The following is a 14,940-nucleotide window of genomic DNA, read 5'->3' as shown; positions in this document are numbered from 1 at the left end:
ATGAACTCAGATGATTATTGGTTTAGAGTAAACTTTACAGAACCTGATGGACTAGGAACACAAAGAGAGTTTGTAGGGCACTTTACACTGAAAAGATAAAACACCAATAAAACTTATTGATATAAAAAAGCTCCTAGTGGATATACTAGGAGCTTTTTTTGTGATTAACTAAAATATTTATATTAAATTAAATCTTCTAATCTTGGTCTCTTAATTGCCTGAACAAAAGAAACATCAAACCCAGAAAACTTTTTTAAATAACTTTGTATTGAAGTTCCAAAAGCATCATTAAATCCTATTTCTCCTCCAGAACGTAAAAAACGTTTTACACTCCCAGGTCCTGCTAAATGTGCCGCAGCTAGAATACCAGATTCTGTAATCTTAATTCCGCCTACCCATTTACCAGAGTAACGTTTAATATCACGTCTTAAGACCCATTTGTTACGAGAAGTATTCAATAAGAATGCCTGTTCCTGTAAAACTGGATCTTTAATAAAGTTTTTAGTGTTTTTTATTCCAATTAAATCTAGCGTAGAGGCTCCAAATTGGTATTTCCCCATATATCCAAAAGTATTTATCCTAAAATAATTACCTTGAGATTCTTTAAAAGCTAACGCTTCTTTAAACCCTGTATACATTCCACCTGTGAGTGCAAGTGGAAAATAAGACGAAGTTTCTTCCTGAAGAGTCTCCTCAGGCAAAGGCACCGTATAATAAAGGTCTAAACCTTCAGTTGAATATTGAGAAAAGTCTTCCGTTTTAGTGAGTTCCCGTTTCTTTTCTGAAATATTTCCTAGTGACAAAAGTCCTACCATAAATGGAAGTACAGTAATTTTTACCAGGCTTCTTACCATATAATCGCTTTTCGACTGCTAAGATTTTTTTAACTTTTAAAACCCTATATAGCGCTGTCTATTTCGGCCGGCAAAAATACAACTATATTTGAATCTACCAAATAAAAATCGACAAAGGAGATGAAATAACTGTTCATTTAACAAAACCCTTTATTTTCAATGCTTTTCATCGATTTAGCGTTAAGATTCTTTTAAGAAATTAGCTTAAAAAAACATAAATGACATCTTTGCCCCCTTTAAAAACGTCAAATACAACACTAAAGTGCAATCATATTGATACTCAAAATTACTCTTTAAGCGTCTTCAAGTAACAACAATACCGCAAAAGTTAGGAACAGGGTTATTAACAGAATTTTTGCGCCTTTTAACGTCTTACTCCTTGGTTGTTAATCCAACGTTTATAGGCGGCGCTATTAGCATTATGCTGTGAAAGTGTCTTTGCAAACTTGTGATATCCAAATCGCTCAATGTCTGCAACAAAATAATAGTAACCATGTTTTTCTGCATTTAAAACAGCATCTATAGCCGAAATATCTGGCATAAAAATAGGTCCAGGAGGGACTCCTGCATTTCTATATGTATTGTATGGAGATTGTATGTCTAAGTCCCTATAAAGAACTCTTTTTATTACCATATCCCAATCATTTGCTTTTTTCTTTAAAGCAAATATAATTGTTGGATCTGCATCAAGTTTTATTCCTTTCTTAATCCTATTAAGATACACTCCCGCTACACGAGGTCGTTCATCAACCTTAGCAGTCTCTTTATGCACTATAGAAGCTAGTGCGTATATCTGCTCCGGAGTTAATTTTAATAACTTAGCCTTTGCTTTTCGAGCATCATTCCAAAAACGCTTATGCTCTTTAAGCATTCGATCTCTAAATCCCTTTGCAGAGATATTCCAATACAATTCATAGCTATTTGGAATATACATTGTCAAGGCTGTCTCTTCTGTAAAACCATTAGCTTTTAAGAAATTAGGTTCTTTCATAGCTAGAAGTAAAGACAAACTATCTGTTTCTAATTGCATCGCAATACGTCCAGCTAGATTTTCTATACGTTCTTGATTATTAAAAGCAATCTTTACAGGTTTATTCTGACTACGAATGGTATTGATAATATCATTATTACTCATCCCTTTTTTTATAGCAAAATGCCCTGATTTAATATTCGTCATATAACCCTTACGCTCAGCCACAGTAACAAATGATTCTAGGTCTTCTAATAAAGGGGCTATATCTTCTTTTACATCTTCAAAAGTAGCATCTGAAGCTACAAAAAGATACGCTTCTTCATTTTCAAAAGCTGTATTTGGAGAAAAAATAGCACTATACACACTGTAAGCAAAAATAGCGCAGACTACAATTCCTAAAAGTGATATGATCAATAAAATTCGTTTAATATACATTATAATAGATGTTGAAATAAAATCTCGTTTTTATAGCTTTCGCGAAAGCGAACCCCTTCCCCACTTATTCTTCTCCAATCTTTTTTAATTCCTGCTTTTACAAAACCTGCATTTGTAAAAAGCTGAATGCTAGCAGTATTGTCTTCAAGAACATTTGCATACAATTGATGTAACTTTAAATGTCTTTTCCCATAATCAAGCACCAGTGCTAGCGTTTCTTTCCCATAGCCCTTACCTCTATTTGTTTCTGCTTCAATTAAAATTCCCACACCAGCTCTTGCATTATGAGGATCATAATCAAAAAGATCAACAAGACCTATGAGTTCTTTTGATTCTTTATTACAAATAGCTAAACGCAATTGTTTAATATCATAAATATCCCTGTGCGCATTAGCAATATACTCTTTGATACTATATAAAGAAAAAGGTACAAGTGTTTCGCTTAAACCCCAAAGACGTTCATCATTTTCTATACGATGTATTGTTATTAGATCTTCTGGTTCTAAAGCTCTTAAAAAAACACTATTTCCTGTAAGTGTTACCATGCTATTTCTCCTTCAAAAACGTATGTCGCAGGGCCAATTAAAAAAATATTACGGTATCCTTCTGCTTCTTTTTCAAAACTCACCTCTAATACACCTCCTTCTACAGCGAGCTGTATTTGATTTGCATTTGTTTTTCCTTGATGATGCATCGCAAGTGCCACTGCTGTAACGCCTGTACCACAGCTTAATGTTTCATCTTCTACTCCACGTTCATATGTTCTTACGGCAAATACATTTGTTTCTTCTTGAGAAACAAAGTTAATATTACTCCCTGCAGTACCATATAATTCACTATATCGTATGCGTGCACCTTCTTCTTTCACATTAAGCACTGACAAATTTTCAGCAAACTGTATATGATGAGGAGACCCTGTGTCTAAAAAACTATACGTTGACGTTGTTGTAATAGTAGAAACATCTTGCATTTTTAAATGTACAATTCCATTTTCTGTAACAGATGCCTCATGTAACCCATCTATTGCCATAAAAGTAGTTTCAGCGTCTATAATTTGTAACGCTTTCGCGAAAGCTACTATACATCGCCCTCCATTACCACACATACTACTTTGCTTACCATCTGCATTATAATACACCATTGTAAAATCTACCTCATCATGATTTTCAAGAAGGATTAAACCGTCTGCCCCTATGCCAAATTTACGATCACAAAGTGTCGCTATAAGTTTGGTATCATCTTTGGGAAAAAATAAGTGTCGATTATCAACAATGACAAAATCATTGCCAGTTCCTTGGTATTTTTTAAATGGTATCGTCATGCTTTACTTAGATGAACGACAAAAATACGGAATTAGCATATTGCCTGTGCTGTTAAAAGGCAGTTAAATATGAATTTCGTGTATACTAAAATTTTAATTTTAACATTATATAATTACCTAATGAAAATGACCATGAAAAAAATAGCAAGTTTACTTTCTGTTGCTGTCCTAGCAGGTATTATAACCCTAGGCGCATACAAATTATTTATTGAAGAACCAGCTCCACAAGTTGATCTCACTCAAAATCAACCTTCTAGCATTCCTGTATATACCCCAACCGCATATACAGCAGCTGCTAGTTCTGGAATTGATTTTACAGAAGCTGCTGAGCGTACTGTAAATGCTGTTGTGCACGTTAGTAACAAACAAGAATACAAACAACCTCGTAACATGATGGAATTTCTGAGAGGAGGTGGGCAACGAGGAGGTATTGTAGGTGCCGGAAGTGGTGTTATTATCTCTGGAGATGGATTTATTATTACAAATAACCATGTAATTGCAGGTGCTAGTGAAATAGAAGTTGCCTTAAACGATAACCGCAAATACAAAGCTAGACTTATCGGAACTGACGAAAAAGCAGATATTGCGCTGATTAAAATAGATGCCGAAGGCAATGAATTACCATATATCCCATTTGGCGATAGCGATGCTGCAAAAGTAGGAGAATGGGTCCTTGCGGTGGGAAATCCATTTAACCTTACTTCTACGGTAACAGCAGGAATTATTTCTGCAAAAGCTAGAGATATTGATGAATACGATTCTAATTATCAATCATTTATACAAACCGATGCGGCAATAAACCCTGGTAATAGCGGAGGAGCACTAGTTAACACCTATGGAGAACTTATAGGAATCAATACAGCGATCACATCTCAAACTGGATCTTATGTTGGGTATGCATTTGCTGTACCATCTAATAATGCTCGTAAGATTGTAGAAGATATCATGCAATATGGTTCTGTACAAAAAGGAATCTTAGGAGTAAGAGGGAACTCTATAAAATCACTCTCTTCGCAAAAAATAAAAACGCTAAAAATTTCTGTTACAGAAGGCTTTTATGTAGATGGAGTAGAATATGAAAGTGGGGCAGAAAAAGCAGGAATACAAACAGGAGATATCATCAAGCAAATTGATAATATAAAAATCAATAAGTTCTCAGACTTATCAGGCTATATAAGCTCTAAACGACCTAATGATGTTGTAGAAGTTTCACTATTACGCAGTAATAAAGAAATCACACTACCAGTAACACTTGTAAAATCTATGACGTATGATATTAATCGTTTAGGCATACAAGTAAAAAATGCTTCTCCTAAAGATCTAAAGAAATTCAAGGCTAAACACGGAGTAGTAATTTCTGATACCTCACCAGAAATGAGACGCTATGGTAATCTTATAGGACTTGTCATTTCTGAAATTGACGACGAAATAGTCTCGAATATAGAAGATGTGAAAAATATCATCAATAGAAAAAGAAATAATGAAACGATAAGTATTGTTTTTATAGATCAAAATGGAGAAAGAAATCGATACATTTTTGAAAACTAAAAAGAAAATAATACATTTAGAAAATTATTATTAACTATAAATCAAACAATTATTATGCTTAAGAAGTTAAAAAAACATGAACTTAGCAAAGAAGAGCAAAAACAAGTTAATGCAGGTTTTGTTTACTGCACTCGTAGCGGAGGCGGAAGTTGGATAGCACCTGATTGGCATTCGGCTCATCTTTGGGAAAATGTCTGGCAATCGATGGGACAAACTACACATTGCCAGGTTCAACACACATAATCCAATGATAATAAAAAAGCGCTTTTAAATTAAAAGCGCTTTTTTTTTGTTTTTTTCTGTTACGAAAACGTTTGAAATCTATACTTTTGCCGAAAATTAAAAAAGAATGTCTTAAACAAAAACGACATTCAAAAACAAAAATAGTAGTATGAGTCATCTAGATACTTACGAAACAGAACTTTCTTTTCAAGCAGATCGTCGTAAAGCGGCGGTTGCCTTTATTAAAATTGCAAGCGACCTATGGTATGATAAATCTATAGAGCTAGTACTTTTTAGAAACCAACTCATTGACAGAAATGTAAGTGAAATTTTAGATTTACATGAGTATGCAGGTGCTTTTGTAGAAAAGCCTATCTCTATTTTTGATAGTGTTGAGATTGCAGAAGCTATCAAGACATTAGAGCTTCCGCCAGCAAAATTAGATATTGGAAAGCTTACCTATGAATATCATCTTGAAGAAGATCATATAAGCGCTACTTCATTTGTAGCTAAAAAATTAAAACCCGCAAAAGCAAGTACTAACATCACTCCTAAAGATGTTGTATTATATGGTTTTGGTCGTATTGGCCGTTTATTAGCTAGAGAGCTTATGACGCGTACTGGGAAAGGAGCTCAAATGCGACTTAGAGCGATTGTTACTCGTGGTAAGATAGATGCTACTGTTTTAGAAAAAAGAGCATCCTTACTTAAAAGTGATTCCGTACATGGAGATTTTGCAGGTACCATTGCAGTAGATGCAGACAAAAAAGCATTAATCATTAATGGTACAACCGTGCATGTCATTAGTGCAAATGCCCCAGAAGATATTGATTACACTACCTATGGAATTAATGACGCACTTGTTATTGATAATACAGGAGCGTTTAGAGATCATGAAGCACTAAGTAGACACTTAGCAGGAAAAGGAGTTGCTAAAGTATTACTTACTGCTCCTGGTAAAGGAATTCCTAATATTGTACACGGTGTAAACCATCTAGAGCATAATCCAGATGAGATATCAATTTTCTCTGCTGCTTCTTGTACAACCAATGCAATTACTCCAGTTCTTAAAGCAATGGATGATTCTTTTGGCGTAAAGTATGGACACTTAGAAACGATACATGCATATACAAATGATCAAAACTTAGTAGATAATATGCATAGTAAGTACCGTAGAGGAAGGGCAGCTGCTCTTAACATGGTCATTACAGAAACAGGAGCAGGAAAGGCTGTGAGTAAAGCACTCCCAACATTTGAAGGTAAATTAACTTCAAATGCTATACGTGTACCTGTTCCAAATGGATCACTAGCAATTCTAAATTTAGAGCTAGACAAAGAAACTAGTACAGAAGATCTTAATAGCACATTAAAAAAATATGCTCTTGAAGGTAGTTTAGTTGAGCAAATAAAATATTCTATAGACAATGAACTTGTGTCTAGTGACATTGTTGGATCATCTGCACCTAGTATTTATGATAGTAATGCAACTATTGTAAGAGAAGGCGGAAAAAATGTAGTATTATATGTATGGTATGATAACGAGTATGGGTATAGCCATCAAGTAATAAGACTTGCAAAACATATTTCTAAAGTAAGACGTTTTACGTATTACTAATAGACTCTTTTTCTTATACGTTCTATAAGAAAAAAACAAGATTTAAAAGCTCACTTTTTGTAAAAGTGAGCTTTTATTTTAACATAAAAGAACCAAGTCTTATTTCTAAACGTACTTAAGTTGATTATTTCTAGTATTTTTGTCCTCAAACAAACCTAAGAACTAGTCATTTAAAATAGTATAACTGACTAAATACCCTAAAACCCATGACAAAAGGAACACTCTCCCTACTAATCTTATGCTTTAGTGTGCTCTTACATGTAAATGCGCAAGAACCACAAATAGAAGAGACTACTCCAAAAACGGTAGTAGAACAATATGACCAAGTAATTACATCAAGTGGTAATTACAACAATGGAGCAAAACGCTATAAAGTTATTGAACGACCAAAACTAGATCGTTACAGGAAGCAACTTTCAGATAGTGTTACTACTTTAAAGACTAAAATAATCAATCTTAATAAGCGCATAAAAGACCAGGCTTCTGAAATTAATGGTCTAAACACAAATCTTACGAGTACTCAAAAAAGCTTGGAAGACACAAATTTAGAAAAAGACAGTATGAACTTTTTCGGATCTCAAATGAGTAAAGGCAGTTATCAAACTATGATGTTTAGTATTATTGGGATTTTATTTTTAGGGCTATTGCTATTCATATTCCGTTTTAAAAATAGTAATACCTTAACACGCCAAGCAAAAAGAAAATTGGATGAGTTAGAACTTGATTTTGATGATTACAAAAGAAAAGCTTTAGAAAAAGAACAAAAATTAGGTAGACAATTACAAGACGAACGTAATAAACTACTCAAGCAATCAAAAAGCTAAACAAACCAAAATAATAGATTTAAAATCTGTACTTTCGAGTACAGATTTTTTTTATGTATATACGATTAGCAACCTTACAAGACTTAGAAGCTTTAGTCCCTTTATTTGATGGATATCGTGTGTTTTATAGACAATCTTCAGATGAAGACAAAGCACGCTCATTTCTTAAAGAACGACTTACAAATCTAGATAGCGTTATTTATATCGCTTTCGCGAAATCGAACGTGGGAGATTCACGACCAACGGGAGAGCGAAGCGGTAAAGCAGATTCAGAAACCGCCGTAGGCTTTACACAACTCTACCCTATCTTTTCTTCCGTAAGTATGGAACGCATGTATATCCTCAACGATTTGTATATCCATGCTGACCACAGAAACTTAGGAATAGGGCAAGCGCTTATAAATGAAGTAAAAGAGTTATGTCATAAAGAACATCAAAAAGGAATTGTAATACAAACCGAAACTACAAATCCTGCGCAACATCTTTATGAACGCTTAGGATTTACAAAAGACCCAGATTTACATTACTTTTGGGCTACAAATTAATAAGTCATTTAGAAAGGCTCTTAATGTATATTCAAAATACTAATTTATAGTACGCATGCGCATAGATATCATCACTGTTGTACCCGATTTATTAAAGAGCCCTTTTGAAGCCTCTATTATGCAACGCTCTATTGCAAAAGGTCTTGTAGAAGTGCATTTTCATAATCTCAGAGATTACGTAACAGATAATTACAAACAAATAGATGATTATCAATTTGGTGGTGGTGCTGGTATGGTAATGATGATAGAGCCTATAGATAAGTGTATCTCAAATTTAAAGTCTGAACGAGAGTATGATGAAGTCATATACATGACTCCAGACGGGGAAACACTTAACCAAGGCATGGCAAACACGATGTCTCTTAAAAAAAATATCATTATCCTTTGTGGGCATTATAAAGGAGTTGATCAGCGTGTGCGTGACCATTTTATAACAAAAGAAATTTCTGTTGGTGATTATGTATTAAGCGGAGGCGAATTAGGTGCTTTAATTCTTTGTGATGCTATTATTCGTTTAATTCCAGGAGTACTCGGAAACGAAACTTCTGCACTTACAGACAGCTTTCAAGACGGATTATTAGCACCCCCTATCTATACTAGACCTGCTGAATATAAAGGTTGGAAAGTTCCAGAACTTCTTACCAGCGGAAACTTCCCTAAGATAGAAGCTTGGCGCGAAGAACAAGCGTATCAACGTACCAAAGAACGCAGACCTGACTTGCTAGACGAAGACTAATCTATAATTTCATAAATCACATCCATTTCATAACGTAGCTTTATAGCACTAAATTTATCGCTCGTTGTTTCTTCCGATAATGAAGAAACATTAAATACATTGCTACTTCTTCTATAAGATTGACTCGTTGGTATAGCTACTGGAAAACCAGTATCATTAGATTCAACTATTCTTAAAACCTTTCCAATTTTTGCGCCAGCTGCATCTGTTAAATATATTGCTTTTGCCTTCGCTGCTTTTACAGCTTCAATTTTTGTTTCTTTTCTATATCTAGCTAATTCAGTATGTGTCTTTTTACGAATATCATTAGCAATATCTACATCTTTCAGTGCATCTAGAAAATTATTTGCAAGCACTACATCACTAAATTCTATCAAAAACACCTTAGAGGCTAAAACATCTGACCGCCTTCTTCTTACTCGAGTATATTGACCAATTGCATTATCGAGTGAAATATTTTCTTTTGAAATTCCAAGACGTTGTACAATGTCATCAAACTGTTTTTCTATCAATGATAAATCCACTTTTTTCTTCCCTTCCATTCGCTCGGATAAATAAGCAGCTATTAGAATCTTATTAGGTGTGATTTCAATTTCGGCACTTCCAGAAACTTCAATATATCTGGAACTCTCGATAAGCGATGTTTGAGAAAAAATAGCACTTGTAACAAAGATTAAAAACAGCAATGATACATATTTCATAGTATAACTTTTAAATATTGATGATTCCTTAAATCTACAAATTTTAATCTTGGGTACGCTTTCGCGAAAGCGTATAAAAAAATCCTCCCATTACTGAGAGGATTTATAAGTTATAAATGTGAATTCAATTATTGATTCATAGAAATCAAGAATTCTTCATTATTACGTGTACTCTTAATACGATCACTCATAAACTCCATCGCCTCTACAGGATTCATATCAGCAAGATACTTACGAAGTACCCATAAACGTTGACTTGTATCTTTAGAATGTAATAGATCATCACGACGTGTACTAGAGGATGTAAGATCAATCGCTGGGAATATACGTCTATTAGAAATATTACGATCCAATTGTAATTCCATATTACCAGTTCCTTTGAATTCTTCAAAGATCACCTCATCCATTTTAGAGCCTGTTTCTGTAAGTGCTGTTGCAATAATACTTAGAGAACCTCCATTTTCTATATTACGAGCAGCTCCGAAAAAACGTTTTGGTTTATGTAATGCATTAGCATCTACCCCACCAGAAAGGATCTTTCCTGAAGCTGGCTGTACCGTATTATAAGCACGTGCTAGACGTGTTATAGAATCTAATAGTATTACAACATCATGACCACATTCTACAAGACGTTTTGCTTTTTCAAGAACAATATTTGCCACTTTAACGTGCTCATGAGCTTCTTTATCAAAAGTAGAAGCAACTACCTCACCTTTTACGTTACGTTGCATATCTGTTACTTCCTCAGGACGTTCATCAATAAGAAGGATCATTTGATACACTTCAGGATGATTTGCAGCAATAGCATTTGCCACATCCTTTAATAACATTGTCTTACCTGTTTTAGGTTGTGATACAATCATACCACGCTGTCCTTTTCCAATAGGTGCAAACATATCCATTACTCGGGTAGAGATACTAGACTGTCTAGCTGCCAAATTGAATTTTTCGGTTGGAAACAATGGTGTTAAATGTTCAAAAGAAACACGATCTCTAACAATATTTGGGCTTAAACCATTGATTCTAGACACTTTAATCAGTGGAAAATATTTTTCACCTTCTTTAGGCGGACGTATAACTCCTAGTACAGTATCTCCTGTTTTTAAACCAAATAAACGTATTTGAGATTGTGATACATAAATATCATCTGGAGATGCTAAGTAATTATAATCTGATGATCTTAAAAACCCATATCCATCTTGCATGATATCTAGAACACCTTCACTTTCGATGATTCCTTCAAATTCAAAATCAGGCTCACGATAGCGATTTCTACTATCCTTATTACCATTTCCGTTATTACGGTTATTCTGATTCCTGTTCTGATTGCGATTATTATCGCGATGCTGACGTTTATTATTATTGTTGTTATTATGACGATTGTCTCGCTGATGATCTCTAGATTTCTGCTCGTTAGAGCTTGTATCAGATTTCTTGTCTTTGTTCTTATCGTTATTTTTATCGTGTGTATGCGTAGGAGTAGATTTTTTAGCTTCCTCTTTTTGAGGTGCTTTTGTTTCTTTAACTACTGCCTTTACATCTTCTGCCTTGTTGGTATTTTTAGGCTTTTGACTTCTTGGTCGCTGTGGTTTTTCGCGAGAAGGTTTTGGTTTCTGCTGAGTTTCGGCCGTTTTATTATTCTGACCTTTATTCTCAATAGTTTCCTTTTTAGGTGGCGCTGGTTTAGAAGGCTTTGCCACTGCTGTTGCAGAAACTTTTGCTGGATTTGCAGCTTGCACATCTAAAATCTTATAAATAAGATCTAATTTTTTTAATGACCTAAACTTAGGAACACTAATACCTTTTGCGATTTCCTGCAACTCAGGAAGTTTTTTTGCTTTTAATTCTGAAATGTCAAACATCTAGTAACTAGAGTGAATTAATAATTGTGTGATTTTGAAAATATACCGAAAGAAGAAATCGATAAATAAACGGGTAATGAAATAACAAGCGGAGAGCTTATTACGTTATTACATTACAATGATACAATTTTATTTTTAAACTTTTCCAAATAACTCATAAAAGAAACTTATTTTTGCATCTGAAATTTATTTTTACAAAGTGATACAACGCATACAATCTATATATTTAGCCTTAGCTGGAATCGTTTCTATAGTCTTACCATTTGTTTTGAGTCTTTATGCTGATTCTGAAGGAAATGCTGTCTGGGCCAAAGATGATCTGGTTATATTAGGATTATTTGCATTAAGTGCTGTTTTATCATTTGTTATTATATTTTTATACAAAAAGAGACAAAATCAATTCGTTTTAGGGCGATTAACAATAATATTAAACTTTGTTTTATTAGGTGTATTGGTATACCGATCACAAATCTTATCCGGAGGAACGGCGGTTCTTGAGAAGGGTATTGGATTCATCATTCCGCTTATTTCTATCGTTTTACTAGCCTTAGCCAATAAGGCAATTAAGCGTGATGAAGATCTTGTAAAATCTGTAGATCGATTGCGATAGACCTATAAATCTTAGTTATTAGTGCGCAAAACCCTCCAGCAATGGAGGGTTTTCTTTTTTTAATTATAGATTCAGCTAAATAACCTCCTAAAATTATTACTATACACAATTCTTTTGAGTCGCTAGTTCGAGTATAGTTTAGAGAATCATCTAACAGGTATTATAAAAGAAAAAGCCGATTCTAAATTATTAGAATCGGCTTTATATATTTTAAGAGTATCTGTTTAAGCTCCTAACGCAGCTTCTACTCCTGCAGATAATCTTTTATAGGTTCCATTCTCTAAACGCGTTCTAATGGCCTCAAATGCCGCTAGTGTTTCTTCTACATCTGTAAGTGTATGAGACGCTGTAGGAATCATACGTAAAAGTATCAATCCTTTTGGAATTACAGGATATACAACAATAGAACAGAAAACTCCATGATTTTCACGTAAATCCTTTACAAGCGCCATAGCTTCTGGAATACTTCCTTTTAGATATACTGGAGTTACACAACTTTGTGTGGTTCCTATATCAAAGCCTCTATCCTTTAGCCCTCCTTGCAATGCATTTACGTTTTCCCAAAGTTTCTCGCGAAGTTCTGGCATGGTACGTAACATATCTAATCGTTTAAGAGCTCCTACGACCAATTGCATTTGCAACGATTTTGCAAACATTTGAGATCTTAAATTATATTTTAAGTAATCTATGATTTCTTGATCACCAGCAATAAATGCACCAGTACTTGCCATAGACTTTGCAAATGTTGCGAAGTACACATCTATTTCGTCCTGTACACCTTGTTCCTCTCCTGCTCCTGCTCCAGTAGCTCCTAATGTTCCAAATCCATGGGCATCATCTACTAATAAACGGAAATTATATTTTTTCTTAAGTGCGACAATCTCTTTTAATCTTCCTTGCTCACCGCGCATTCCAAACACTCCTTCTGAAATCACTAAAATCCCTCCTCCAGTTTGTTCTGCCATTTTAGTGGCACGCTCAAGATTTTTTTCAATACTTTCCATATCGTTATGCTTATAGGTAAATCTTTTACCCATATGCAAACGAACACCATCAATAATACACGCATGTGTATCTACATCATAAACAATAATATCATCTTTTCCGACAAGTGCGTCAATTGTAGAAAGTATGCCTTGGTATCCAAAGTTTAATAAATAAGCGGCATCTTTACTTACAAAGGCGGCTAATTCATCTTGTAATTGTTCATGTAGGTGTGTGTGACCACTCATCATACGTGCTCCCATTGGGTAAGCACTTCCATAATCTGCTGCTGCTTGTGCATCAACCTCACGTACTTCTGGACGATTGGCTAATCCTAAATAATCATTAACACTCCAAGTAATTACTTCTTTTCCTTGAAATCCCATACGGTTAGATATCGGTCCTTCTAGTTTAGGAAAAACAAAGTAACCTTCAGCTACTGATGCCCACTTTCCTAATGGCCCTTTATCCTTATAAATCTTATCAAATAAGTCCTTCATATTCAAATTTTCAAACGAAATGCAAAACTACATAAATTATATATGTTGACCTAATTCAAAAATTATAATCGGTTAGGTGCTAAACATAAAAAACTCCTACGTAAACGCAGGAGTTTTTACTATATCATATACATCACGTATATTACTTAATATATTCTATTGTTTGTACTTCTTCATTGTGTTCACTATCAAAGAAACCTTGATCACGCATCCACTTATCACTGAAAACTTTACTCATATATCGGCTTCCATGATCTGGAAATATGACTACTACTTTACTATTGCTATCAAAAGCTCCTTCTGCTTCCAATTGTTTTAAACCTTGAATAGCTGCTCCACTTGTATATCCTACAAATAAACCTTCAGTTTGCGCTATTTCTCTTGCAGAATGTGCTGCACTCTCATCTGACACTTTCACAAATGAGTCTATAACATCAAAATCTGTAGCTGTAGGAATTAAGTTTTTCCCTAATCCTTCTATTCTGTAAGGATAAATTTCACTAGCATCAAACTCACGTGTTGCATGATACTTTTGAATCACAGATCCATAGGCATCTATACCAATAATTTTAATATTAGGATTTTTTGATTTTAGAAATCTAGCAGTACCAGATATAGTACCACCTGTACCACTACAAGCAATAAGATGTGTTATTTCTCCTTCTGTTTGGTTCCAAATTTCTGGACCTGTTGTATTAAAATGAGCATCTATATTAGACTCATTAAAATATTGATTGATATACACAGAACCTTTTGTCTCTTCGTGTAAACGTTTTGCAACGCTATAATAAGAACGAGGATCGTCTGCACTTACATTTGCTGGGCATACATATACTTTTGCTCCCATTGCTTTAAGAGCGTCTATCTTATCTGGAGAAGATTTTGAGCTTACAGCTAAAATACATTCGTATCCTTTAATGATACTTACCATAGCAATACTAAACCCTGTATTACCCGAGGTTGTCTCTATAATAGTATCTCCAGGTTTCAATACTCCACTACGTTCTGCTTCTTCTAATATATGAAGTGCAATACGATCTTTTGAAGAGTGACCTGGATTAAAGGCTTCTACTTTAGCGTAAAAGTCTCCTTCAAAATCTTTAGTAATTCTATTCAGCTTGATAAGTGGTGTATTACCTATGAGTTGCAATACATTATCGTAAACATGAAGTTGATCAGCCATAAAAATTAGGTTAGATGTTGAGTTTAT

14 protein-coding genes are annotated in these 14,940 nt (G+C 34.3%); 6 read left to right on the top strand and 8 right to left on the bottom strand.

What is annotated here, in order from left to right; genetic code table 11:
* Window positions 1–182: 182 nt before the first annotated feature.
* The 4 genes from Q1A01_RS22455 to dapF all read right to left on the bottom strand — a co-directional run bounded on the left by Q1A01_RS22455 (window position 183) and on the right by dapF (window position 3,583).
* A complete protein-coding gene (locus Q1A01_RS22455) occupies window positions 183–854 on the bottom strand; it encodes a peptidoglycan-binding protein LysM (RefSeq protein ID WP_299685410.1) in 672 nt (223 codons plus the stop codon).
* A gap of 364 nt (window positions 855–1,218) precedes the next feature.
* On the bottom strand, window positions 1,219–2,262 hold the full coding sequence (mltG, locus tag Q1A01_RS22450; RefSeq protein ID WP_299685407.1) for an endolytic transglycosylase MltG: 1,044 nt from the start codon (window positions 2,260–2,262) through the stop codon (window positions 1,219–1,221).
* The gene (locus tag Q1A01_RS22445; protein ID WP_299685404.1) at window positions 2,262–2,807 is read right to left on the bottom strand and encodes a GNAT family N-acetyltransferase; all 546 of its coding nucleotides are present in this window, start codon (window positions 2,805–2,807) and stop codon (window positions 2,262–2,264) included. Before Q1A01_RS22445 ends, mltG begins: the two co-directional genes overlap by 1 nt.
* A complete protein-coding gene (dapF, locus tag Q1A01_RS22440; protein ID WP_299685401.1) occupies window positions 2,801–3,583 on the bottom strand; it encodes a diaminopimelate epimerase in 783 nt (260 codons plus the stop codon). The genes Q1A01_RS22445 and dapF overlap by 7 nt, the downstream gene beginning before the upstream one ends.
* Before the next feature lie 132 nt (window positions 3,584–3,715).
* Here dapF and Q1A01_RS22435 point away from each other — a divergent pair, with 132 nt between their 5' ends.
* The 5 genes from Q1A01_RS22435 (at window position 3,716) to trmD (ending at window position 9,073) form a co-directional block, all read left to right on the top strand.
* Complete coding sequence (locus Q1A01_RS22435) at window positions 3,716–5,131, top strand: trypsin-like peptidase domain-containing protein (protein WP_299685396.1); 1,416 nt, start codon at window positions 3,716–3,718, stop codon at window positions 5,129–5,131.
* Between the two features lie 391 nt (window positions 5,132–5,522).
* Window positions 5,523–6,968, top strand: a complete 1,446-nt coding sequence (locus Q1A01_RS22430; RefSeq protein ID WP_299685393.1) for a glyceraldehyde-3-phosphate dehydrogenase — start codon at window positions 5,523–5,525, stop codon at window positions 6,966–6,968.
* A gap of 206 nt (window positions 6,969–7,174) precedes the next feature.
* Complete coding sequence (locus tag Q1A01_RS22425; protein WP_299685390.1) at window positions 7,175–7,792, top strand: LPXTG cell wall anchor domain-containing protein; 618 nt, start codon at window positions 7,175–7,177, stop codon at window positions 7,790–7,792.
* 53 nt (window positions 7,793–7,845) lie between these two features.
* Window positions 7,846–8,337 carry a GNAT family N-acetyltransferase gene (locus Q1A01_RS22420; RefSeq protein WP_299685388.1) on the top strand — a complete coding sequence of 164 codons (492 nt, stop codon included), beginning with the start codon at window positions 7,846–7,848 and terminating at the stop codon, window positions 8,335–8,337.
* Between the two features lie 55 nt (window positions 8,338–8,392).
* Complete coding sequence (gene trmD, locus Q1A01_RS22415; RefSeq protein WP_299685385.1) at window positions 8,393–9,073, top strand: tRNA (guanosine(37)-N1)-methyltransferase TrmD; 681 nt, start codon at window positions 8,393–8,395, stop codon at window positions 9,071–9,073.
* Here the strand turns inward: trmD and Q1A01_RS22410 are convergent.
* Window positions 9,070–9,774, bottom strand: a complete 705-nt coding sequence (locus Q1A01_RS22410; protein ID WP_299685382.1) for an SIMPL domain-containing protein — start codon at window positions 9,772–9,774, stop codon at window positions 9,070–9,072. The genes trmD and Q1A01_RS22410 overlap by 4 nt on opposite strands.
* Before the next feature lie 128 nt (window positions 9,775–9,902).
* Window positions 9,903–11,636, bottom strand: coding sequence for a transcription termination factor Rho (rho, locus tag Q1A01_RS22405; RefSeq protein ID WP_299685379.1), 1,734 nt, complete (start codon window positions 11,634–11,636; stop codon window positions 9,903–9,905).
* A 199-nt stretch (window positions 11,637–11,835) separates the two neighbouring features.
* Here rho and Q1A01_RS22400 point away from each other — a divergent pair, with 199 nt between their 5' ends.
* Window positions 11,836–12,246 carry a DUF4293 domain-containing protein gene (locus Q1A01_RS22400; RefSeq protein WP_299685376.1) on the top strand — a complete coding sequence of 137 codons (411 nt, stop codon included), beginning with the start codon at window positions 11,836–11,838 and terminating at the stop codon, window positions 12,244–12,246.
* A 224-nt stretch (window positions 12,247–12,470) separates the two neighbouring features.
* On the opposite strand, the gene Q1A01_RS22395 is transcribed toward Q1A01_RS22400, so the two are convergent.
* Window positions 12,471–13,730 (bottom strand): aminotransferase class I/II-fold pyridoxal phosphate-dependent enzyme, encoded by a 1,260-nt coding sequence (locus tag Q1A01_RS22395; protein ID WP_299685373.1) that lies wholly within the window; start codon window positions 13,728–13,730, stop codon window positions 12,471–12,473.
* Between the two features lie 142 nt (window positions 13,731–13,872).
* A complete protein-coding gene (locus Q1A01_RS22390; RefSeq protein ID WP_299685370.1) occupies window positions 13,873–14,913 on the bottom strand; it encodes a pyridoxal-phosphate dependent enzyme in 1,041 nt (346 codons plus the stop codon).
* Window positions 14,914–14,940 lie beyond the last annotated feature (27 nt).

This window comes from uncultured Dokdonia sp. (assembly GCF_947492815.1).
Lineage (GTDB): Bacteria > Bacteroidota > Bacteroidia > Flavobacteriales > Flavobacteriaceae > Dokdonia.
Note: the sequence above shows the minus strand (reverse complement) of the source record. Positions and strands in the feature narration are given on the sequence as shown.

Excerpts from the sequence above, each read along its gene's own strand:
- Q1A01_RS22455 (WP_299685410.1), bottom strand. The coding sequence starts at position 854 with ATGGTAAGAAGCCTGGTAAAAATTACTGTACTTCCATTTATGGTAGGA.
- mltG (WP_299685407.1), bottom strand. The coding sequence starts at position 2,262 with ATGTATATTAAACGAATTTTATTGATCATATCACTTTTAGGAATTGTA.
- Q1A01_RS22445 (WP_299685404.1), bottom strand. The coding sequence starts at position 2,807 with ATGGTAACACTTACAGGAAATAGTGTTTTTTTAAGAGCTTTAGAACCA.
- dapF (WP_299685401.1), bottom strand. The coding sequence starts at position 3,583 with ATGACGATACCATTTAAAAAATACCAAGGAACTGGCAATGATTTTGTC.
- Q1A01_RS22435 (WP_299685396.1), top strand. The coding sequence starts at position 3,716 with ATGAAAAAAATAGCAAGTTTACTTTCTGTTGCTGTCCTAGCAGGTATT.
- Q1A01_RS22430 (WP_299685393.1), top strand. The coding sequence starts at position 5,523 with ATGAGTCATCTAGATACTTACGAAACAGAACTTTCTTTTCAAGCAGAT.
- Q1A01_RS22425 (WP_299685390.1), top strand. The coding sequence starts at position 7,175 with ATGACAAAAGGAACACTCTCCCTACTAATCTTATGCTTTAGTGTGCTC.
- Q1A01_RS22420 (WP_299685388.1), top strand. The coding sequence starts at position 7,846 with ATGTATATACGATTAGCAACCTTACAAGACTTAGAAGCTTTAGTCCCT.
- trmD (WP_299685385.1), top strand. The coding sequence starts at position 8,393 with ATGCGCATAGATATCATCACTGTTGTACCCGATTTATTAAAGAGCCCT.
- Q1A01_RS22410 (WP_299685382.1), bottom strand. The coding sequence starts at position 9,774 with ATGAAATATGTATCATTGCTGTTTTTAATCTTTGTTACAAGTGCTATT.
- rho (WP_299685379.1), bottom strand. The coding sequence starts at position 11,636 with ATGTTTGACATTTCAGAATTAAAAGCAAAAAAACTTCCTGAGTTGCAG.
- Q1A01_RS22395 (WP_299685373.1), bottom strand. The coding sequence starts at position 13,730 with ATGAAGGACTTATTTGATAAGATTTATAAGGATAAAGGGCCATTAGGA.
- Q1A01_RS22390 (WP_299685370.1), bottom strand. The coding sequence starts at position 14,913 with ATGGCTGATCAACTTCATGTTTACGATAATGTATTGCAACTCATAGGT.